Consider the following 20,883-nt stretch of genomic DNA (forward strand, 5'->3'; position numbering starts at 1 on the left):
TTATTAAAATACTCCCTCGATGCATTCCGGACAAGAGCACCTCGCACAGATTGCTAAAGCAGCAATGGTTAAACTATGACGCGTTACCCGTTAAGATAGAGACTGACAGATATTCCGGAGCTCTCATGCCGTTAAGAAACACAGCCTTCCACCTTTTACGTCAGCTTTTTCAGCAGCATACGGCTCGCTGGCAACATGAATTACCGGATCTGACCAAACCGCAGTATGCGGTGATGCGCGCCATTGCCGAACAGCCTGGAATTGAACAGGTTACCCTGACCGAGGCAGCAGTCTGTACCAAGGCGACGCTTGCGGAAATGCTGAGCCGAATGGAAAAACGCGATCTGGTCAGGCGTGAGCACGACCCGGCAGATAAGCGTCGGCGGTTTGTTTATTTGACCGCGCAAGGAGAAGCGTTACTGGCCAGCGCAACCCCACTGGGAAATGACGTAGATGATGAGTTTTTGGGGCGGTTATCTGATGAAGAGCGTGAGCAGTTCACACGTCTGGTGCGTAAGATGATGGGGTAATTTATCGGATTGCGGCTATTCCTTACCCGGCCTGGACACATCGTCAAAGAAAAAGGCCAGTCCCAATGAGACTGGCCTTTCTTGATAGAACTAGTGCTTACTCGCGGAACAGCGCTTCGATATTCAGCCCCTGAGTCTGCAGAATTTCACGCAGACGACGCAGACCTTCAACCTGAATCTGGCGAACACGTTCACGAGTGAGGCCAATTTCACGACCCACATCTTCCAGTGTCGCAGCTTCGTACCCCAGCAGACCAAAGCGACGTGCCAGCACCTCACGCTGTTTGGCGTTCAGTTCGAACAGCCATTTGACGATGCTCTGTTTCATATCATCGTCTTGCGTGGTGTCTTCCGGACCGTTTTCCTTTTCATCGGCCAGAATATCCAGCAACGCTTTTTCGGAATCGCCACCCAGCGGGGTGTCTACCGAGGTAATACGCTCGTTGAGTCGGAGCATACGGCTGACGTCATCAACCGGTTTGTCCAGTTGTTCAGCAATCTCTTCTGCGCTCGGTTCGTGGTCCAGTTTATGCGACAACTCACGCGCGGTACGCAGATAGACGTTCAGCTCTTTTACAATGTGAATGGGCAGTCGGATCGTACGGGTTTGGTTCATAATTGCCCGTTCGATCGTCTGGCGGATCCACCAGGTTGCGTATGTTGAGAAGCGGAACCCGCGTTCCGGGTCAAACTTCTCGACTGCACGGATAAGCCCCAGATTGCCCTCTTCAATCAGGTCCAGCAATGCCAGACCACGATTGCCATAACGACGAGCAATCTTCACCACCAGACGCAGGTTACTTTCAATCATGCGACGGCGAGATGCGACATCTCCACGCAGTGCACGACGCGCAAAATAAACTTCTTCTTCGGCTGTTAACAGTGGTGAATAACCAATCTCACCAAGGTAAAGCTGAGTCGCGTCCAACACACGCTGTGTGGCCCCCTGCGATAACAGCTCTTCTTCAGCCAGGTCGTTATCACTGGGTTCCTCTTCACTCAAGGCTTTTTCATCAAAAGCCTCTACTCCGTTCTCATCAAATTCCGCATCTTCATTTAAATCATGAACTTTCAGCGTATTCTGACTCATAAAGGTGGCTCCTACCCGTGATCCCTAACGGAACTAGCACGTGAAAGCCTGGTTCCGCCGAATTATCGCTGCGGTAAATAGCGCAGCGGGTTTACGGATTTCCCCTTGTAACGAATTTCAAAATGCAAGCGTGTTGAACTGGTTCCGGTACTACCCATGGTAGCTATTTTCTGCCCCGCCTTGATTTCTTGTTGTTCCCGGACCAGCATTGTATCGTTATGGGCGTAGGCACTCAGGTAATCATCGTTATGTTTGATGATAATAAGATTACCGTAACCACGCAGCGCGTTACCGGCATAGACGACGCGTCCATCTGCGGTCGCGACAATAGCCTGTCCTTTGCTGCCTGCAATGTCGATTCCTTTATTGCCACCTTCGGTAGCCGCAAAGTTTTCGATCACTTTGCCGTCAGTCGGCCAGCGCCAGGTAGAGATTGGCGAACTGGTTGACGTTGAGCTTGCAGTTGATTCGGTTGCGCTAACTGCCGGAGCCGTTACAGGCGCTGTGACTACAGTCCCAGCAGGCTTGTTGTTCGGCAACATTTTATTAGCACTTTGTTCACCTGAATCCTCAGAATACGTAATTGTTGGTTTCGAAGCAACAGCAACGGTGGAATTTTGTGCAGGGTTGGTCACAACTCCTTGCTGTGCTGCATCCGCCTGGGTGATGGCATTACCACCAGTAATCGGTGCGCCAGACGCGTTGCCCACTTGCAGAGTTTGACCGACATTCAGGCCATACGGGGCCGGAACGTTATTGCGTTGTGCGAGGTCACGGAAATCGTTCCCGGTGATCCAGGCAATATAGAAAAGGGTATCGCCTTTCTTAACAGTATAAGTACTGCCGCCCGTATAGCTACCTTTCGGAATATTCCCATACTTACGATTGTATACAATACGACCGTTTTCCATCTGTACAGGTTGCTCTGCTACAGGCTGAATTTGTGTTGGCTGTGTGGTTGGCCGCTGCACCGGCTGGATCTGTGGCGTCTGCTGTACCGTCGACGTCGAGCCCATTTTTGGTGGAGGCGTAATCAGCATGCCGGAGCTGGTATTCGTTGATGCAGCGCCGTTAACCGAGCTGACCGGTGCTGGTGGATTCGAGGTATTTGAACAACCTGCCAGCCATAATGAAACCAGTGACAATGCCGCAATACGGCTAACGGTAAATTTGTGGCTTCCCGCGCTCATTTATCCCCCAGGAAAAAAATTGGTTAAAACCCATGACGTAATCACCGTGCAAGGCATCGTCACAATACGCTTACCTGTTCCAGAATATCCAGGAAAACTCCAGGTATTCACAGCCGATATCTACGCAAGCTCCCCTTTTACTAAGGGAACGAAACGTACGGCCTCCACGGTATCGATAATAAATTCGCCTCCCCGACGACGCACCCGTTTCAAAAACTGGTGCTCATCGCCCACGGGTAAGACGAGAATGCCGCCCTCATCCAACTGCATCATCAATGCGGTTGGGATCTCAGGCGGCGCAGCCGTTACAATGATAGCGTCAAACGGGGCTCGCGCGTGCCAGCCTTGCCATCCATCACCATGACGGGTCGAAACATTATGTAAATCAAGCTGCTTCAGGCGACGACGCGCCTGCCACTGCAAACTTTTAATGCGTTCAACGGAACACACATGATGCACCAGATGCGCCAGAATCGCCGTCTGGTAGCCAGAGCCAGTTCCAATTTCCAGCACCCGAGACTGCGGCGTTAACTCCAGCAGTTCGGTCATCCGCGCTACCATATAAGGCTGCGAAATCGTCTGCCCCTGACCAATCGGCAGGGCAATATTGTCCCAGGCCTTATGTTCAAACGCCTCATCAATGAATTTTTCACGCGGCACGGCGGCGAGCGCATCGAGAACAAGCTCATCTCTGATGCCCTGCGCACGTAATTGTTCAAGAAGAGTGTGTACGCGTCTGCTTACCATTGCGTGTCGACTCCCACGCTGTCTAACCAGTCAGAAACCACTTCATGTGCGCCGTATGCGGTTAAATCGACATGCAGCGGCGTGATGGAAACATAGCCTTCATCGACCGCGGCAAAATCCGTATCCGGCCCGGCGTCGCATTTTTCTCCCGGTGGCCCGATCCAGTACAGCGTATTGCCGCGCGGGTCCTGCTGTGGAATAACCAGATCCGCCGGATGACGACTGCCGCAGCGGGTGACGCGGATCCCTTTAATCTCATCCAGCGGTAAATCCGGCACGTTGATATTTAAAATGCGTCCGGTGCGCAGCGGTTCACGACTCAGCGCCCGTAAGATACGGCAGGTGACCGCCGCAGCGGTATCGTAGTGTTTATGACCATCAAGTGAAACAGCCAGCGCAGGGAACCCGAGGTGACGACCTTCCATCGCCGCCGCAACGGTACCGGAATAGATGACATCATCACCCAGATTTGGACCCGCGTTAATACCAGAAACGACAATGTCCGGACGCGGACGCATTAATGCGTTCACACCCAGATAGACGCAGTCGGTAGGCGTACCCATTTGTACGGCAATATCGCCGTTATCATAGGTAAACGTGCGAAGTGAGGACTCCAGCGTCAGCGAGTTAGACGCGCCACTGCGGTTACGATCCGGGGCAACCACTTGTACATCAGCAAACTCACGCAGCGCTTTCGCCAGCGTTTGTATACCGGGTGCGTGGACCCCATCATCGTTACTCAGCAATATACGCATAATCACCCATTGTGTTAATAAGTTCCCTTACAACACTGGTGGCGAAGCTACCTGCCGGTAGCCAGAAACGTAACTCAACGGTTACGTCATCCCACCAGTTCCAGCTTAATTGTTGTGGATACAGCAACATAGCGCGACGCGACGCGTCGACTTTCTCGCGCAATAACAGAGACTGCAGCGCGGTTTCATCAGCAACAGCGGCTTCTTCAAACGCCAGTGCGTCGCGTTGAGTTCCCCACTCACCGCAGCCCGGCAATGCCGCTGTTATCATCAATTCTTTCTCATCGACGCGACGCTGTAATTCAGTTTGTTCTTCCTGTGTGGCGACAAACCAGCTTCCGCGCCCCGATAATTGTAGCGCATCGCCGTCAACAACTTGATTAAAGTCTGTTTTTTTCAGGCGTTCACTGGCTATCTGATTAAACAACGCGCTACGGGCCGCCGACAACCAAAAACTGCGTTTATTGCGATCGCGCACCGGCGCATCGCTTTGCGCCCAACGCAACGCTCCTTGCAGGTTGCTGCCGCCGATACCAAAACGTTGAGTGCCAAAATAGTTCGGTACGCCGCGCTCGCTAATCGCCTGCAAACGCGCTTCAACATCATTTCGCTCACTCACCTCACGCAGCACCAGCGTAAATTCGTTGCCTTTCAGCGCCCCTAAACGCAGCTTACGCTTGTGGCGCGCGTACTCCAGCACTTTACAACCTTCAAGCTCAAATTTGCTTAAATCAGGCATCGCATTGCCCGGCACGCGCGCGCACAGCCACTGTTCCGTGACCGCATGCTTATCTTTCTGCCCGGCAAAGCTGACTTCACGGGCGTGAATTTTCAGGAACTTCGCCAATGCGTCAGCGACAAAACGGGTGTTACAGCCGTTTTTCAGGATACGCACCAAAACATGCTCGCCTTCGCCATCCGGTTCAAAGCCTAAATCTTCGACGACGACAAAGTCTTCCGGGTTTGCTTTCAGGACGCCATGGCCCAGTGGTTTGCCATGGAGATACGTCAGATCTTCAAACGCAGTCATTTCGTTGCCTTAATGAGTAACGCCACCGCTTCGCAGGCAATCCCTTCCCCACGCCCGGTAAAACCGAGTTTTTCCGTGGTGGTCGCTTTCACGTTAACATCTTCCATATGGCAGCCGAGGTCTTCGGCAATAAACACACGCATTTGCGGAATGTGAGGCAGCATCTTCGGCGCCTGAGCAATAATCGTCACATCCACATTACCAAGCGTATAGCCTTTGGCCTGAATACGCCGCCAGGCTTCACGCAATAATTCACGACTATCTGCACCTTTAAAGGCCGGGTCGGTATCCGGGAAGAGTTTACCGATATCCCCCAGCGCGGCCGCGCCAAGCAGAGCATCGGTTAGCGCATGTAACGCCACATCGCCATCAGAATGCGCCAGCAATCCTTTTTCATACGGAATGCGCACACCACCAATGATAATTGGGCCAACGCCGCCAAAAGCGTGTACGTCGAAACCGTGTCCAATTCGCATTATGTCTTCTCCTGGTATACACATCATCCTTCAAGCTGCCTCGTTGCAGCGTGAAGGATAAAGTGTCTAGATAGTTCGGGTCAGATAAAATTCCGCCAGCGCCAGGTCTTCCGGGCGGGTGACTTTGATGTTGTCAGCACGTCCTTCAACCAGCTGTGGATGAAAGCCGCAATATTCCAGCGCCGAGGCTTCGTCCGTAATGGTTGCGCCTTCATTGAGCGCACGCGTCAGGCAGTCGTGCAACAGCTCGCGTGGGAAAAACTGCGGCGTCAACGCATGCCATAAATCGTTGCGATCGACCGTATGCGCTATGTCTGTTCGCCCCGGCTCCGCGCGCTTCATTGTGTCGCGTACCGGTGCGGCAAGGATCCCACCGGTACGGCTGGACTCGCTGATTGCCAGCAAACGGGCCAGATCATCCTGGTGCAGACACGGACGCGCGGCATCATGCACCAGCACCCAACGGGCCCCCCCTGCGGCTTGCAAACCGGCAAGGACAGAATCGGCACGCTCGTTGCCGCCATCCACCACGGTAATTTGCGGGTGCGCAGCAAGTGGAAGTTGGGCAAAGCGGCTGTCGCCTGGGCTGATAGCGATGACGACTCGCGTCACCCGGGGATGCGCCAGCAGCGCATCAACCGAGTGTTCGAGAATGGTTTTATTGCCTATAGAGAGGTACTGCTTAGGACACTCTGTTTGCATTCGGCGGCCAAACCCGGCAGCCGGCACCACGGCGCAAACGTCCAATAAAGTGGCTGCCATGTTAAATCCCTGGACGGTTTATCGATTGTTTTGCCCTACAGTCTGAGCGCGTTTAGACGCGTCAGGCACCAGACGATAAAAGGTTTCGCCCGGCTTAATCATACTAAGTTCGTTGCGCGCACGCTCCTCAATAGCCTCTTGTCCGCCATTGAGATCGTCAATTTCGGCAAAAAGCTGATCGTTACGCGCTTTAAGTTTCGCGTTTGTAGCTTGCTGCGCAGCAACATCATCGTTGACGCGACTATAGTCATGTATGCCGTTCTTACCGAACCACAGCGAATACTGCAGCCAGACTAATAAAGCCAGCAACAGCAGCGTTAGTTTACCCATCCTGCCCCCTGAAAAACGGCATTAACATCCCATAATTTCCGCAGACAACTTTACATCAACGGTCGGGAATGCCGCGACAACGCGGGCAAATGTACCACATTTGCCCATTGTTACGTATACCCCGTGTAAGGAGAACATAATCTCATTGTTGGTTACGGTTTGAATTATGACCAGAGAGTGAACAACGTGGCGATTGTTAAAAAAGGGCGTTTACCTAACCCAGCAACCATAGAAATAGTGCGCCAAACATCGCCCCAACCACCAACAGGGTGCAGATAATGCTCAGCAGCAACCGTCCCTTCAATAGCGAGTGCAAAGCAATACCCGCGACAATCGCCACGGGCAGCAATGCGAGGAAAAAGGGCCAGGTATAAATGAAGAAAAACAGTGTATTAGGGCCATACATCAGACACGGGAATCCCAGCGCCAACAACCACGCGATAAAACCGACCACGGCCCCCGGTAGTGACCAGGTGGTTTCGTCGTCGGCGGCGAAGGTATCCGACTCTGTAATAGTAATGTTATGGCTGTTACGCATATCTAATCCTGTGACCGTGACTGACCGGGCATGTGAGCTCGGGTGTCTCAGGATCTGATAATATCTTCCTGCCTCAGCAGGTCTAATAATTGGGGTACCAAATTTGTTACCAATTGTTCACCATTAAGATGAATCTCTGGCGATTCAGGCGCTTCGTATACTGAATCAATTCCGGTGAAATTGCGCAACTCACCCGCCCGCGCTTTTTTATACAGCCCTTTTGGATCGCGTGCTTCACACGTTGCTAATGGCGTATCGACAAAAACCTCAATAAAACGCCCTTCGCCAACCCGCTCGCGGACCATTTTGCGCTCGGCACGATGCGGCGAGATAAAGGCGGTCAACACCACAAGACCCGCATCCACCATCAGGTTAGCCACTTCACCAACCCGACGAATATTCTCCTTACGATCGGCATCACTAAATCCAAGATCGCTGCACAGACCGTGACGCACGTTATCGCCATCCAAAAGATAAGTACTCACCCCCAGCTTATGCAACGCTTCTTCCAGCGCCCCTGCTACCGTGGATTTACCGGAACCTGACAGCCCGGTAAACCACAGCACAACACCACGATGACCGTGGCGTTGTTCCCGCTGTTGCGGTGTAACAGGATGGGCATGCCAGACGACGTTTTCGTCATGCAGCGCCATTATTGTCCTCCCAGCAGATCGCGCGCGCCCCAGTGTGGGAAGTGGCGACGCACCAGCGCATTAAACTCCAGCTCAAACGCGCTGAACTGAGAAGCCGCCGCGTGCTCCTGAATGATTGGCTCACGTACTAACCCCGCGCCAACGGTAACGTTGGTCAGGCGGTCAATAATAATCAGCCCGCCCGTTACCGGGTTCTGTTGATAGGTATCCAGCACCAGCGGCTCATCAAAGGTGAGATTAACCAGACCGATGCCGTTTAGCGGTAGCGCTTCAACGTCACGTTGGGTAAGGTTATTAATATCGACCTGGTACTGCACGCTATCAACGCGTGCGCGGGTCTTCTTGCCTGCAACTTTGATGTCGTAACTCTGTCCAGGCGACAGTGGTTGTTCCGCCATCCAAACCACATCAATGGCAGCGCTTTGTACCGCCGGCAACGCCTCACCGGCATCAAGCAGCAGATCGCCCCGGCTGATGTCGATCTCATCTTTCAATACCAGGGTTATCGCTTCTCCCGCATGCGCTTCCTGCAAGTCGCCATCAAACGTGACGATCCGCGCTACGCTGGACTCAACGCCGGACGGCAGCACTTTGACGCGCTGCCCGACCTTCACGCTACCGGAGGCCAGCGTTCCGGCATAACCACGAAAATCCAAATTCGGTCGGTTCACATACTGCACCGGGAAACGCATCGGTTGCGTATCAACACTACGTTGAATCTCAACGGTTTCAAGCACTTCCAGCAGCGTCGGACCGCTGTACCACAGCATGCTGTCGCTTTGCGAAGCCACGTTGTCGCCTTCCAGCGCAGAGAGCGGCACAAACCGGATATCCAGGTTGCCCGGCAACTGTTCAGCAAAAGTAAGATAATCTTCGCGAATGCGGTTAAATGTCTCTTCGCTAAAGCCCACCAGATCCATTTTGTTGATCGCCACCACCAGATGTTTGACCCCAAGTAGCGTGGAGATAAAGCTATGACGACGAGTCTGATCCAGCACGCCTTTACGCGCATCGATCAGCAGGATCGCCAGGTCGCAGGTCGACGCACCGGTGGCCATGTTACGGGTGTACTGCTCATGACCCGGGGTATCCGCAATGATAAATTTACGCTTCTCGGTAGAGAAATAACGGTAAGCCACGTCGATGGTGATGCCCTGCTCACGCTCGGCCTGTAAGCCGTCAACCAATAACGCCAGATCGAGCTTTTCGCCCTGGGTGCCGTGACGTTTGCTGTCGTTGTGCAGCGATGAAAGCTGATCTTCGTAAATCTGACGCGTGTCATGCAGCAGGCGACCAATCAGGGTACTTTTCCCGTCATCCACGCTACCGCAGGTTAAAAAGCGCAGCAGACTTTTGTGTTGCTGGGCAACCATCCAGGCTTCAACGCCGCCTTCATTAGCAATTTGTTGTGCAAGTGTCGTATTCATGGCGGCTCCTTAGAAATACCCCTGACGTTTCTTCAGCTCCATGGAGCCCGCCTGGTCGCGGTCAATCACGCGGCCCTGACGTTCACTGGTGGTTGAGACCAGCATCTCTTCGATAATTTCCGGCAGCGTCTGCGCATGCGACTCCACCGCCCCCGTCAGCGGCCAGCAGCCGAGCGTGCGAAAACGTACCATGCGTTTTTTAATCACTTCCCCAGGTTGCAGATCGATTCTGTCGTCATCAATCATCATCAACATGCCGTCGCGTTCCAGCACCGGACGCTCCGCCGCCAGGTACAGCGGTACGATGTCGATGTTTTCCAGCCAGATGTACTGCCAGATATCCTGTTCGGTCCAGTTGGAGAGCGGGAATACGCGAATACTTTCACCTTTATTAATTTGTCCGTTGTAGTTGTGCCACAGTTCCGGACGCTGGTTTTTCGGGTCCCAGCGATGAAAACGATCGCGGAAAGAATAGATGCGTTCTTTAGCGCGCGATTTCTCTTCGTCACGGCGAGCGCCACCGAACGCGGCGTCAAAACCGTATTTGTTCAGCGCCTGCTTCAACCCCTCGGTTTTCATAATGTCGGTATGTTTGGCGCTACCGTGGACAAACGGGTTGATGCCCATCGCCACCCCTTCCGGGTTTTTATGCACCAGCAGTTCGCAGCCATAGGCTTTCGCCGTACGGTCACGAAATTCGTACATCTCGCTGAATTTCCAGCCGGTATCAACGTGCAGCAGAGGAAACGGCAGCGTGCCAGGATAAAACGCTTTACGCGCCAGATGCAGCATTACGCTGGAATCTTTGCCGATGGAATACATCATCACCGGATTAGAAAACTCGGCGGCCACCTCACGAATGATATGGATGCTTTCCGCTTCCAGTTGCCGCAGGTGGGTAAGTCGTTTTTGATCCATAACCGTTCCTATGTAATGCCGTTATTTTGCTAACGATGCTCAGATAACCTGACTATAGGGAGGGCAAGAGGGCGAATGAAATTACGAATTGGAATGAGTAGTTCCTCAAAGGAATAACGATCCGGAAAAGCAAATATCAAAAAGTGCTTAAGCTACCGGATTTCGGGCATTTAGGAGCAAATGAAATTGTTTTACCTCGATCACAGTTTCATACTAGCGGCTGAAAATTTCTGCTTGGTATTTAAGGACTCATTATGTTTTCCGCAACGCGCCACCTTATTGCTGCCATGGCGCTCGGCGCGTGTTTTATCCTTCCAGCACAGGCAACATCCTCCAAACCTGGAGATATCGCAAATACCCAGGCTCGATATATCGCAACGTTTTTCCCGGGCCGCGTGACGGGATCTCCGGCTGAAATGTTATCTGCTGATTATATACGTCAGCAATTCCAGCAGATGGGCTACAGCAGTGATATTCGGACGTTTAATAGCCGTTATGTTTATACCGCCAAAAATAACCGTAAAAACTGGCATAACGTAACGGGAAGCACCGTTATTGCAGCACATGAAGGTAAAGCGCCGCAGCAGATTATTATCATGGCGCATCTCGACACCTACGCTGCACAAAGCGACGCCGATTCAGATGCCAATCTGGGTGGGTTAACCCTGCAAGGTATCGACGACAACGCTGCAGGCGTTGGCGTAATGCTGGAACTGGCGGAAAAACTCAAAGACGTGCCGACGCAGTACGGCATCCGATTTATTGCCACCAGCGGCGAGGAAGAAGGCAAACTCGGCGCAGAAAACATTCTGAAACGAATGAGTGCCGCCGAGAAGAAAAACACGCTGCTGGTGATTAACCTCGATAATTTGATCGTCGGGGATAAACTCTATTTCAACAGCGGTAAGAAAACCCCGGAAGCAGTTCGAAAACTGACGCGCGACCGGGCGCTGGCTATCGCGCATAGTCGCGGGATTGTAGCCAGTACCAATCCGGGCCAGAACAAAGACTATCCGAAGGGAACAGGATGTTGTAACGATTCGGAAGTCTTCGACGACGCGGGTATTGCCGTGCTCTCCGTTGAAGCGACTAACTGGAGCCTGGGCAAGAAAGATGGCTACCAACAGCGCGCCAAAAGCGCCTCGTTCCCGGCTGGCAACAGCTGGCATGATGTGCGACTGGATAACCAGCAGCATATCGATAAAGCCTTACCGGGCCGGATAGAGCGCCGTAGCCGCGACGTGGTACGCATTATGCTGCCGCTGGTAAAAGAACTGGCGAAAGCAGATAAATCCTGAAGAAGCAGTCCGGTAATATGTAAACGTTACCGGGCTGCTAGCTGTCACCCTTCGTGCAGCCCGCACTCGCGCTTGAGCCCAAAGAACCGCGTCTCTTCTTCCGCCATTCCCGGCTCCCATTTGCGGGTGGTATGCGTATCGCCGACTGACAGATAGCCCTGGTCCCACAGCGGATGGTATTTCATGCCGTGCTTTTGCAGATACTGGTAAACCGTACGGTTGTCCCAGTCGATAATCGGCAGCACTTTAAACACGCCACGCTGAATAGCCAACACCGGCAAATGCGCACGACTGCCGGACTGTTCGCGACGCAAACCAGCAAACCAGGTTTGCGCGTCGAGTTCCTGTAGCGCCCGGTTCATCGGCTCGACTTTGTTGATGTCATTGTATTTTTCAATGCCTTCAACGCCCTGTTCCCACAGCTTACCGTAACGTGCTTCCTGCCAGGCGGCGCTCTCTTTCGCGCGATAAACCTGGAGATTCAGCTTGAGTTTGTCCGTTAACTCGTCAATAAACTGGTAGGTTTCAGGGAACAGGTAGCCGGTATCGGTCAGGATCACCGGGATATCCGGGCGGATCTGATTCACCAGATGCAGACTCACTGCTGCCTGAATACCGAAGCTTGATGACAGCACATATTCACCTGGCAGGTTTTCCAGCGCCCACGCCACGCGATCCTCGGCACTCAGTTTTTCCAGTTCGGCGTTGGTTTCGGCCAGCGCCAGCACGCGCTCGACTTTTGGCAGGTCGTTCAACGCGTTGAGATCGAGTTTGGACATAAGTTCCTCGCTGTTTGCCTTGCCAAATGGCGCGCGTAGCAGGTCTGTAGGTCTGATAAGCGCGCCATCCGGCAATTCACATTATTCCCAGAAATCCCGCGCTGGATCGAGCACCGGGCGAATAATGCCCGCACGCACCGTAAAGTCACCGAAGCCTTCACCCGCTTCGCGCTCTTTCGCCCAGCGCCCGACAAGCTCATCGATGGAATCAAGAATTTCCGGCTCGGTGATGTTCTCGCGGAACATACGCGGAATACGTGTGCCGATACGGTTACCGCCCAGATGCAGGTTATAGCGACCCGGCGCTTTCCCCACCAGCCCCAGTTCCGCCAGCATCGCGCGACCGCAGCCGTTCGGACAACCGGTAACGCGCATCACGATATGCTCGTCGGGAATGCCGTGTTTTTCCAGAATCGCTTCCACTTTATCCGTGAACGATGGCAGGAAGCGTTCGGCTTCGGCCATCGCCAGCGGACAAGTCGGGAACGACACGCAGGCCATCGAGTTTTCACGCTGCGGTTTTACCGCATTCATCAGTCCATGATCGCGCGCCAGCTTCTCTACCTTCGTCTTCTGGCTTTCCGGTACACCAGCGATGATCAAGTTCTGGTTGGCAGTGATGCGGAAATCGCCTTTGTGGATCTTCGCGATCTCCAGCAGCCCCGTTTTCAGCGGACGGCCTGGATAATCCAGAATACGGCCATTTTCAATAAACAACGTCAGGTGCCAGTTATTGTCGCTCCCTTTCACCCAACCGATGCGATCGCCGCGGCCAGTGAACTCGTACGGGCGGATCGGCTCAAATTTGATCCCCGCGCGACGCTCAACTTCTTCCTTGAAGGTATCGACGCCGACGCGCTCAAGGGTGTATTTGGTTTTAGCGTTTTTACGGTCGGTACGGTTACCCCAATCGCGCTGAGTCGTGACCACCGCTTCTGCCACCGCCAGGGTGTGCTCCAGCGGCAGGAAGCCGAATTCGCTCGCGGTGCGGGCATAGGTTTTCTTGTTGCCGTGCTCGATTGAGAGACCGCCGCCGACCAGCAGGTTAAAGCCTACCAGCTTGCCGTTTTCGGCAATCGCCACGAAGTTCATGTCGTTGGCGTGCAGATCGATATCGTTCTGCGGCGGGATCACCACCGTGGTTTTAAACTTACGCGGCAGATAGGTCGCCCCGAGGATCGGTTCTTCATCGGTAGTAGCAACTTTTTCCTGATCGAGCCAGATCTCCGCATAGGCGCGCGTGCGCGGCAGCAGATGTTCAGAAATTTTCTTCGCCCACTCGTAGGCTTCCGCATGCAGCTGCGACTCATATGGGTTAGAGGTGCACAGCACGTTACGGTTCATGTCGTTGGCGGTCGCCAGTGCGTCCAGCCCGACCGAATGCAGCATCTGATGCACCGGCTTGACGTTCTTCTTCAGAATGCCGTGAAACTGGAAGGTCTGACGGTTAGTCAGACGGATGCTGCCGTAAATGGTGTTATCCGCGGCAAATTTGTCGATGGCCTTCCACTGGGTTGGAGTGATCACCCCGCCCGGCAAACGGCAGCGCAGTAGCATCGCGTGGCGCGGCTCCAGCTTCTGCTCGGCACGTTCGGCACGAATATCGCGGTCGTCCTGCTGGTACATACCGTGGAAACGGATCAGCAGGAAGTTATCGCCGTGGAAACCGCCGGTGAGACCGTCGTTGAGATCTTCCGCGATGGTGCCGCGCAGGAAATTACTTTCACGCTTCATGCGCTCGGCGTCAGTCAGTTTACCTTCGACCACCAAAGGCCCTGGGTGTTTTTCGCTCATTAGTAGACATCTCGCTGATAACGGCGCTCAATGCGCAGCTCACTTAAAAATTCATCCGCCGCTTCGATGTCCATTGCACCGAATTCAGCAATCACTTCCAGCAACGCCTGCTCAACGTCTTTCGCCATGCGATTGGCGTCGCCGCAGACATAAATGTGGGCACCGTCGTTAATCCAGCGCCACAGTTCCGCGCCCTGTTCGCGCAGTTTGTCTTGTACGTAGATTTTTTCTTTTTGATCGCGAGACCAAGCGAGATCGATCCGGCTCAACACGCCCTCTTTGACGTAGCGCTGCCATTCAACCTGGTAGAGGAAATCTTCGGTGAAATGCGGGTTGCCGAAGAACAACCAGTTTTTACCTTCCGCGCCATCGGCCGCACGCTGCTGCATAAAGGCGCGGAACGGTGCAATTCCCGTACCCGGGCCAATCATAATCACCGGTGTCTGCGGGTTTGCCGGCAAACGGAAGTTGTCGTTGTGTTCAATGAACACGCGAACTTCACCTTCTTCTTCCACGCGGTCGGCGAGGAAGCTGGAGGCACCGCCAGCGCGGGCGCGCCCCTCAATGTCGTAACGCACTACGCCGACAGTCACATGCACTTCACTTTCGACTTCCGCCTGGGAGGAAGCAATGGAGTACAAACGCGGGGTCAGCGGGCGCAAAAGATCAACTAACGTCTGAGCGTCCAGTTGTGCCGGGGAGAAACGCATCATATCAACGATTGGCGTGGTCGCGGCGTAATGCTGCAATTGCGTTTTATCGCCCACCAGCGGCAGCAGCGACTCACTGCGCGTCAGCGTGGCGTAGTTTTCCACGATATTTGCAGTGTTGACCGTCAGCTCGAAATGCCACTGCAACGCTTCGGCCAGAGGCAGCGTTTTGCCATTAACCGTTACCGGTTCATCGCCCTTCAGCCACAGCAGTTCAACCAGCTCTTTGACCAGCGCGGGATCGTTCTGATACCACACGCCCAGCGCGTCGCCGGGCTGATAGCGCAGACCGGAATCGCCGAGATCGATTTCGATATGGCGCACATCTTTTAGTGAGTCGCGACCGGTGATTTTCTGATTCACCGCAAGTGACGCCGCCAGCGGCGCTTCTTTGGTATATGGGCTGGTGTGAACTTCGTTTACCGCACCGCTCGCCGCAACTTGCACAGACGGTACAGCCGGCGCACGCGCTTTCAGAACCTCAACCAGACGCTCGCGCCACTGCGCGGCAGCGACCTGGTATTCGACATCAGCATCCACCCGCTCCAGCAGACGCTCACCGCCCAGTTCAGCCAGTTTACTGTCGAAATCTTTACCGGCCTGGCAGAAGAATTCATAGGAGGTATCGCCCAAACCAAACACGGCAAAAGCAGTGTTCTCAAGCTTCGGCGCTTTTTTCGAGAACAGATATTTATGCAACGCCACGGCTTCTTCCGCCGGTTCACCTTCCCCTTGCGTCGATGCCACCACGATCAGCAGTTTTTCATTGGCGATTTGTTTGAATTTATAGTCGCCAGCGTTGATCAGAGTGACATTGAGCTTCGCAGCGATAAGATCATCACGCAGGGCTTCCGCCACTCGACGCGCATTACCGGTTTGCGAGGCGGAGATAAGCGTAATACCAGGAATTTGAGCGGCAGGCGCTGGTGCCACCGCATTGCTGCCTGGCTGCTGATTCAGCACGCCCCAGAAATAGCCAGAAACCCACGCGAGCTGTGCGGGAGTGAAGTCAGTCGTGGCTGCCTGAAGGCGTGCCAGTTGCTCCGGGTTTAGCGGTAGCAAAGCGGAAGGTGGGGCCTGTGTCGTCATGCGTTGTCATGTTCCAGTAAGCAAAGCGGATTTCAGCAATAAAACCCAAACTGAAGATAAGGTTAACGGCGGGGATAGTAACAATTAAAGAAGGGATAGAAATAACAAATAACCAAATGGACTAACCTGTTTTAGTTATAGTCATTAACGACAAAAACGATTTAATAACTATATGATATTTAAAAAGTTATTAAACATTAACAGCGTAAATATAGCGTTCTGATGCTTAGCGCCCTTTTAACTAATGATAAAAATTGTACTTTACGGTACCCTACGGCGGTTTTTCGCATTCTTGAGAGTAAAAAATGTCCACCACCTTGTTTAAAGATTTCACCTTCGAAGCCGCTCATCGCCTGCCACATGTACCAGAAGGGCATAAATGTGGTCGCCTGCATGGTCACTCATTTATGGTGCGTCTTGAAATTACCGGTGAAGTCGATCCGCATACCGGTTGGATCATGGATTTTTCTGAGTTAAAAGCGGCGTTTAAGCCGACCTACGACAGACTCGATCACTATTATCTGAACGATATTCCTGGCCTAGAAAACCCAACCAGTGAAGTGTTGGCAAAATGGATTTGGGATCAGGTTAAACCGATTGTCCCTCTGCTGAGTGCCGTAATGGTGAAAGAGACCTGCACAGCGGGCTGCGTGTATCGCGGCGAGTGATTGTAGTATTACCGGATAGGGACGCATCGCGGTCTTATCCGGTCTGTAATGACCAGCAAACTGTGGCCGGGTAAGTGAAATCCCCCGGCAGAATTATCAGGCTATATTCAGATACTTATGAGTCTGCATCGACAGACGCCAGTTGCGCGCAATACAGGTTTCAATACATAAACGCGTCGCATCTTCTTTCTGACTGATTGGTTGCAAGGCAATGATGCGCGGTTTGTCGTCGCTCAACGTTGCCAACAGTTCATCCAGCGCTTCAATATCGCGAACGCGACCAACCGGATGTTTGATTTCATTCGCGCGCTCCAGCGCCTGTGACAGCACATCATAGCCGCCACGCATATTTACCTTCGGTGATACAGTCACCCAGGTATTCGGCGTACAGCGCACTTCGTGGGTACCGCTGGTTTCAATCTGGCAACTAAAGCCGTTCTTTTCCAGCAGATCAGTCAGCGGCATCAGGTCATGAATGCAGGGCTCACCACCGGTTATCACCACATGACGGGCGGTATAGCCCTGGCGCTGAATGACCGCCAGCAGATCTTCACTGCTCGCCGCCCCCCATTTATCGCTCTCTTTGGTCTTAGCCAGGATGCTGTACAGGGAAACTTCCCGATCCTCAAGCTTATCCCAGGTGTGTTTGGTATCGCACCAGGCACAGCCAACCGGGCATCCCTGTAAACGAATAAAAATGGCGGGGACGCCGGTAAAGTAACCCTCACCTTGCAGGGTCTGGAACATCTCGTTAATCGGGTACTGCATAGCGCTCTCAATATGGGGATAAACGATAATTATCGCAGATCCCCGCCAAAGTATCATGCCCCATCGATGCTTTACGAGGCGATCGCCGCGACAAAGCGCGCCGTTATCTGCTGCGGACGCGTGATAGCCCCCCCAACCACTACGGTATGGGCGCCTAATGCCAGGCATCGTGCGGCACGTTCCGGAGTATCGACGTTTCCTTCTGCCACAACAGGCACGCTGACCGCCGCCAATACCTCACGCAAAAAACCGCAGTCGTTTTCCGCCAGCACATGTCCGGCAGTGTCTGCGGTATAGCCATAGAGCGTGGTGCCGACGCAGTCAAAACCCAAACGTTCGGCTGTCGCAGCCTCGTCTACTGTGGCGATATCCGCCATCAGCAGCACAGACGGGTAGCGAGCGCGGATTTGCATAACTAATTCTTCCAGCGTTTGTCCACCAGGGCGCAGGCGCGCTGTCGCATCCAGAGCAATAATCTCCGGCTCAACGGTCATCAGCTCGTCCACTTCCTGGAGCGTGGCCGTGATAAACACATCACTGCCCGGATAATCGCGCTTGATAATCCCAATCACCGGCAGGGAGACGCTCTCTTTGATCGCGCGAATATCCACCACGCTGTTCGCGCGAATACCTACCGCGCCGCCCTGCGCTGCCGCCAGCGCCATACGCGACATAATAAACGGACTGTGCAGGGGCTCATTTTCCAGCGCCTGGCAGGAGACGATTAATTTACCTTTCAGGGAATCCAGTACAGTTTTCATTACGATAAGATCTCTTCGACTTCGTTTTTAATGATGGTGACATGCGGGCCATAAATCACCTGAACACCGTTGCCGCGAATAATTACACCACGCGCTCCAGTCGCTTTCAGCGCAGCTTCATCTACCTTGCTGCTCTCTTTCACCGTCACACGTAAGCGCGTGGCGCAACAGTCCACCTCTTCCAGATTCTCTTTGCCTCCCAGCCCGGCGATGACTGCCGCTGCGCGTTCAGTTTGCGGCAGACCGGATTCAATCGGGGTTACGTTTTCACGGCCAGGCGTCAGCCAGTTAAAGCGGTTAATCAAATAGCGGAAGGTGAAGTAGTAAAGGAAGAACCACGGGATCCCCACCATGGGGACGTACATCCAGTTGGTTTTAGCTTCCCCCTGTAGTACGCCAAAGAGTAGGAAATCGATAAGCCCACCCGAAAAGGTTTGCCCGATGGTGATATGTAAAATATGCGCCATCATAAACGCCAGACCATCGAAAAAGGCATGAATGACGTATAACACGGGGGCGACAAACAGGAAGGAGAACTCGATAGGCTCAGTGATCCCTGTCAGGAAAGAGGTCAGCGCCGCTGACAGCAATAGTCCAGCGACAAGCTTTCTGTTCTCTGGTTTTGCAGTATGGTACATCGCAAGACATGCGCCAAGCAGGCCGAACATCATAGTGATAAAGCGCCCGGACATAAAGCGCGAGGTACCCGCATAGAACTGCTGCGTATTCGGATCGGCAAGTTGGGCAAAGAAAATTCGCTGCGTACCTTCAACCAACTGGCCGTTGACGATTTCACTCCCGCCAAGCGCTGTAGTCCAGAACGGCAAATAAAAGATATGGTGTAACCCCAGTGGGCCAAGCATACGCAGGATGAAGCCGTAAAGTAATGTACCCAGATAACCGGTCGCATCCACCAGACCACCCAGTCCAAAAATGAGTTTCTGGAAATGCGGCCAGACCACCGTCATGACGGCACCCACGACTATCGCAGCAAGGGAGCTAATAATCGGTACAAAGCGTGAACCGCTGAAGAAACCAAGAAACTGAGGCAGCGAGACTTTATTGAAACGGCTATGCAGCGCGCAGGTGACGAGCCCAATCACCACCCCACCAAATACGCCCGTTTCCAGCGTCTGAATACCCAGCGTCATCCCCTGACCTACGGCACCGGGATTCTCGTGGGCCAGCGTTCCGTTGAGCGTCAATAAGGCGTTGATGGTGGCATTCATCACCAGAAATGCCAGCAACGCCGCGAGCCCGGCAGTGCCTTTATCTGTCTTCGCCAGCCCCACCGCGACACCCACCGCAAAGAGCACCGACAGATTGGCAAACACAATGGAACCGGCACTGGTCATGATTGTGAAGATTGCCTGCAACCAGTCGACATCCAAAAACGGATAAGCCGTTAATGTATTTGGATTCGACAGCGCACCACCAATCCCTAACAACAATCCGGCAGCGGGCAATACCGCAATCGGCAGCATGAACGATTTGCCAAACCGTTGCGCTTTTTCAAACCATGCCCCTGATGAGGCGCCGCTAAACATTTGCATCATTTTTTCATCTCTCCCGATTAATGATGAAAATTTTTACCATATTTATTTTTAAAAATGAAAATTATCATCAAAAACCAGGAAGCCGATCATACTTTTTTAAAATGACTGGCATCTCTCCCCTGCTTTCCGCCACACTATCAGCAGAGAAACGCATTAAGGATTTTGCATGTCAGAAAATGAAAACCTGCTGCTAAGATTGCGCCAGAGCGTTGATGGATATAGCCGAACACAGCAAAAGCTGGGTGAGTTCGTGCTCAGCGATCCGGCAAAAGTTGTCTACCTGACGATTACCGAACTGGCGCGCGAAAGCGATACCAGCGAGGCAAGCGTTACGCGCCTGTGCCGTACGCTGGGGTGTAAGGGTTACAACGAATTTAAGATGGCGCTCGCGCTCGATCTCCAGCAAGAACAGCCGGTAGAGCACAGCGGTGATGAAATTGACAATGTAGTCAATGAATCCGTACAAGCGCTGCAGGACACAGCAAAATTACTCGACAGGACATTACTGGAAGCTGCCGCTCTGGCGCTACATCAGGCTCAGTCGGTACAGATTTATGGCGTGGCTGCCAGCGCCATTCTGGGGGAGTATTTACATTACAAGCTCCTGCGTCTGGGCAAACCCGCGCAACTGTTCAGCGACATGCACCGCGCAGCCATGAATGCCACTACGCTTAGCAAAAACACGCTCGTGGTAGCGATATCCAGTTCTGGCTCTACCCGCGATCTGCTGCACGTCGTAAAACTGGCGCGTAAGCAAGGCGTGCGCGTGCTGGCACTGAGTAATACGCCACGCAGTCCGCTGGCCTCGCTGAGCGATATTCAACTGGTCGCAGCCAAACCAGAAGGTCCATTGAGTGCTGGCGCGCTAAACGCCAAAGTGGGAGTAATGCTGTTGGTAGAACTGCTCACCACATCGCTGATTGCGCTGGATGAAAAGTATAGTGATGTGAGCCAGCAAACCGCCAGCGCGACCTTACCGCTACTGCTTTAAAGACATAAAAAAACCCGCCGCCG

At 53.3% G+C, this 20,883-nt stretch carries 22 protein-coding genes; 4 read left to right on the forward strand and 18 right to left on the reverse strand.

Annotated features, from left to right (window positions below; genetic code table 11):
* Window positions 1-125 precede the first annotated feature (125 nt).
* Window positions 126-530 (forward strand): MarR family winged helix-turn-helix transcriptional regulator, encoded by a 405-nt coding sequence (locus tag OGX99_RS13180; RefSeq protein ID WP_151224257.1) that lies wholly within the window; start codon window positions 126-128, stop codon window positions 528-530.
* 97 nt (window positions 531-627) lie between these two features.
* On the opposite strand, the gene rpoS is transcribed toward OGX99_RS13180, so the two are convergent.
* The 12 genes from rpoS to cysD form a co-directional block, all read right to left on the reverse strand.
* Entirely contained in the window at window positions 628-1,620 is a 993-nt protein-coding gene (gene rpoS, locus OGX99_RS13185) for an RNA polymerase sigma factor RpoS (protein WP_000081498.1), read from the reverse strand.
* 62 nt (window positions 1,621-1,682) lie between these two features.
* Entirely contained in the window at window positions 1,683-2,810 is a 1,128-nt protein-coding gene (gene nlpD / locus OGX99_RS13190; protein WP_151218223.1) for a murein hydrolase activator NlpD, read from the reverse strand.
* A 120-nt stretch (window positions 2,811-2,930) separates the two neighbouring features.
* Window positions 2,931-3,557 carry a protein-L-isoaspartate(D-aspartate) O-methyltransferase gene (locus OGX99_RS13195; protein ID WP_286543804.1) on the reverse strand — a complete coding sequence of 209 codons (627 nt, stop codon included), beginning with the start codon at window positions 3,555-3,557 and terminating at the stop codon, window positions 2,931-2,933.
* Window positions 3,551-4,312: a 5'/3'-nucleotidase SurE gene (surE, locus tag OGX99_RS13200; RefSeq protein WP_151218225.1), complete on the reverse strand. Its 762-nt coding sequence runs from the start codon at window positions 4,310-4,312 to the stop codon at window positions 3,551-3,553. Before surE ends, OGX99_RS13195 begins: the two co-directional genes overlap by 7 nt.
* Window positions 4,293-5,342 carry a tRNA pseudouridine(13) synthase TruD gene (gene truD / locus OGX99_RS13205; RefSeq protein WP_151224259.1) on the reverse strand — a complete coding sequence of 350 codons (1,050 nt, stop codon included), beginning with the start codon at window positions 5,340-5,342 and terminating at the stop codon, window positions 4,293-4,295. The genes surE and truD overlap by 20 nt, the downstream gene beginning before the upstream one ends.
* Window positions 5,339-5,818, reverse strand: coding sequence for a 2-C-methyl-D-erythritol 2,4-cyclodiphosphate synthase (ispF, locus tag OGX99_RS13210; protein WP_151224260.1), 480 nt, complete (start codon window positions 5,816-5,818; stop codon window positions 5,339-5,341). Before ispF ends, truD begins: the two co-directional genes overlap by 4 nt.
* Before the next feature lie 66 nt (window positions 5,819-5,884).
* Complete coding sequence (gene ispD / locus OGX99_RS13215; protein ID WP_151218227.1) at window positions 5,885-6,580, reverse strand: 2-C-methyl-D-erythritol 4-phosphate cytidylyltransferase; 696 nt, start codon at window positions 6,578-6,580, stop codon at window positions 5,885-5,887.
* Between the two features lie 18 nt (window positions 6,581-6,598).
* Window positions 6,599-6,910, reverse strand: a complete 312-nt coding sequence (ftsB, locus tag OGX99_RS13220) for a cell division protein FtsB (RefSeq protein ID WP_252838657.1) — start codon at window positions 6,908-6,910, stop codon at window positions 6,599-6,601.
* Window positions 6,911-7,124: 214 nt separating this feature from the next.
* Window positions 7,125-7,448, reverse strand: a complete 324-nt coding sequence (locus tag OGX99_RS13225; protein ID WP_151218229.1) for a DUF3561 family protein — start codon at window positions 7,446-7,448, stop codon at window positions 7,125-7,127.
* A 47-nt stretch (window positions 7,449-7,495) separates the two neighbouring features.
* Window positions 7,496-8,101: an adenylyl-sulfate kinase gene (cysC, locus tag OGX99_RS13230; RefSeq protein WP_187253121.1), complete on the reverse strand. Its 606-nt coding sequence runs from the start codon at window positions 8,099-8,101 to the stop codon at window positions 7,496-7,498.
* Entirely contained in the window at window positions 8,101-9,528 is a 1,428-nt protein-coding gene (gene cysN / locus OGX99_RS13235; RefSeq protein WP_252838656.1) for a sulfate adenylyltransferase subunit CysN, read from the reverse strand. Before cysN ends, cysC begins: the two co-directional genes overlap by 1 nt.
* Window positions 9,529-9,537: 9 nt before the next feature.
* Window positions 9,538-10,446, reverse strand: coding sequence for a sulfate adenylyltransferase subunit CysD (gene cysD / locus OGX99_RS13240; protein WP_151218231.1), 909 nt, complete (start codon window positions 10,444-10,446; stop codon window positions 9,538-9,540).
* A 254-nt stretch (window positions 10,447-10,700) separates the two neighbouring features.
* On the opposite strand from cysD, the gene OGX99_RS13245 reads away from it, so the two are divergent.
* On the forward strand, window positions 10,701-11,744 hold the full coding sequence (locus tag OGX99_RS13245) for an aminopeptidase (protein WP_252838655.1): 1,044 nt from the start codon (window positions 10,701-10,703) through the stop codon (window positions 11,742-11,744).
* Between the two features lie 44 nt (window positions 11,745-11,788).
* On the opposite strand, the gene cysH is transcribed toward OGX99_RS13245, so the two are convergent.
* The 3 genes from cysH to cysJ form a co-directional block, all read right to left on the reverse strand.
* Window positions 11,789-12,523, reverse strand: coding sequence for a phosphoadenosine phosphosulfate reductase (gene cysH, locus OGX99_RS13250; RefSeq protein WP_286543817.1), 735 nt, complete (start codon window positions 12,521-12,523; stop codon window positions 11,789-11,791).
* 81 nt (window positions 12,524-12,604) lie between these two features.
* Complete coding sequence (gene cysI, locus OGX99_RS13255) at window positions 12,605-14,317, reverse strand: assimilatory sulfite reductase (NADPH) hemoprotein subunit (RefSeq protein ID WP_286543819.1); 1,713 nt, start codon at window positions 14,315-14,317, stop codon at window positions 12,605-12,607.
* On the reverse strand, window positions 14,317-16,116 hold the full coding sequence (cysJ, locus tag OGX99_RS13260; RefSeq protein ID WP_286543822.1) for an NADPH-dependent assimilatory sulfite reductase flavoprotein subunit: 1,800 nt from the start codon (window positions 16,114-16,116) through the stop codon (window positions 14,317-14,319). The genes cysI and cysJ overlap by 1 nt, the downstream gene beginning before the upstream one ends.
* A gap of 305 nt (window positions 16,117-16,421) precedes the next feature.
* On the opposite strand from cysJ, the gene queD reads away from it, so the two are divergent.
* Entirely contained in the window at window positions 16,422-16,784 is a 363-nt protein-coding gene (gene queD / locus OGX99_RS13265; protein ID WP_151218235.1) for a 6-carboxytetrahydropterin synthase QueD, read from the forward strand.
* 96 nt (window positions 16,785-16,880) lie between these two features.
* Here the strand turns inward: queD and queE are convergent, their stop codons facing one another.
* From queE to OGX99_RS13280, 3 genes are all read right to left on the reverse strand, one after another.
* The gene (gene queE / locus OGX99_RS13270) at window positions 16,881-17,552 is read right to left on the reverse strand and encodes a 7-carboxy-7-deazaguanine synthase QueE (RefSeq protein ID WP_187253124.1); all 672 of its coding nucleotides are present in this window, start codon (window positions 17,550-17,552) and stop codon (window positions 16,881-16,883) included.
* Window positions 17,553-17,623: 71 nt separating this feature from the next.
* The gene (locus OGX99_RS13275) at window positions 17,624-18,313 is read right to left on the reverse strand and encodes an N-acetylmannosamine-6-phosphate 2-epimerase (RefSeq protein WP_151224267.1); all 690 of its coding nucleotides are present in this window, start codon (window positions 18,311-18,313) and stop codon (window positions 17,624-17,626) included.
* Complete coding sequence (locus tag OGX99_RS13280; RefSeq protein WP_151218246.1) at window positions 18,313-19,869, reverse strand: maltose/glucose-specific PTS transporter subunit IIC; 1,557 nt, start codon at window positions 19,867-19,869, stop codon at window positions 18,313-18,315. Before OGX99_RS13280 ends, OGX99_RS13275 begins: the two co-directional genes overlap by 1 nt.
* Before the next feature lie 166 nt (window positions 19,870-20,035).
* Between OGX99_RS13280 and OGX99_RS13285 the strand changes: the two genes are divergently transcribed.
* A complete protein-coding gene (locus OGX99_RS13285; RefSeq protein WP_151218247.1) occupies window positions 20,036-20,860 on the forward strand; it encodes a MurR/RpiR family transcriptional regulator in 825 nt (274 codons plus the stop codon).
* The last annotated feature ends 23 nt before the right edge of the window (window positions 20,861-20,883 follow it).

This window comes from Citrobacter sp. Cu096 (assembly GCF_030332285.1).
GTDB classification, from domain to species: domain Bacteria; phylum Pseudomonadota; class Gammaproteobacteria; order Enterobacterales; family Enterobacteriaceae; genus Citrobacter; species Citrobacter meridianamericanus.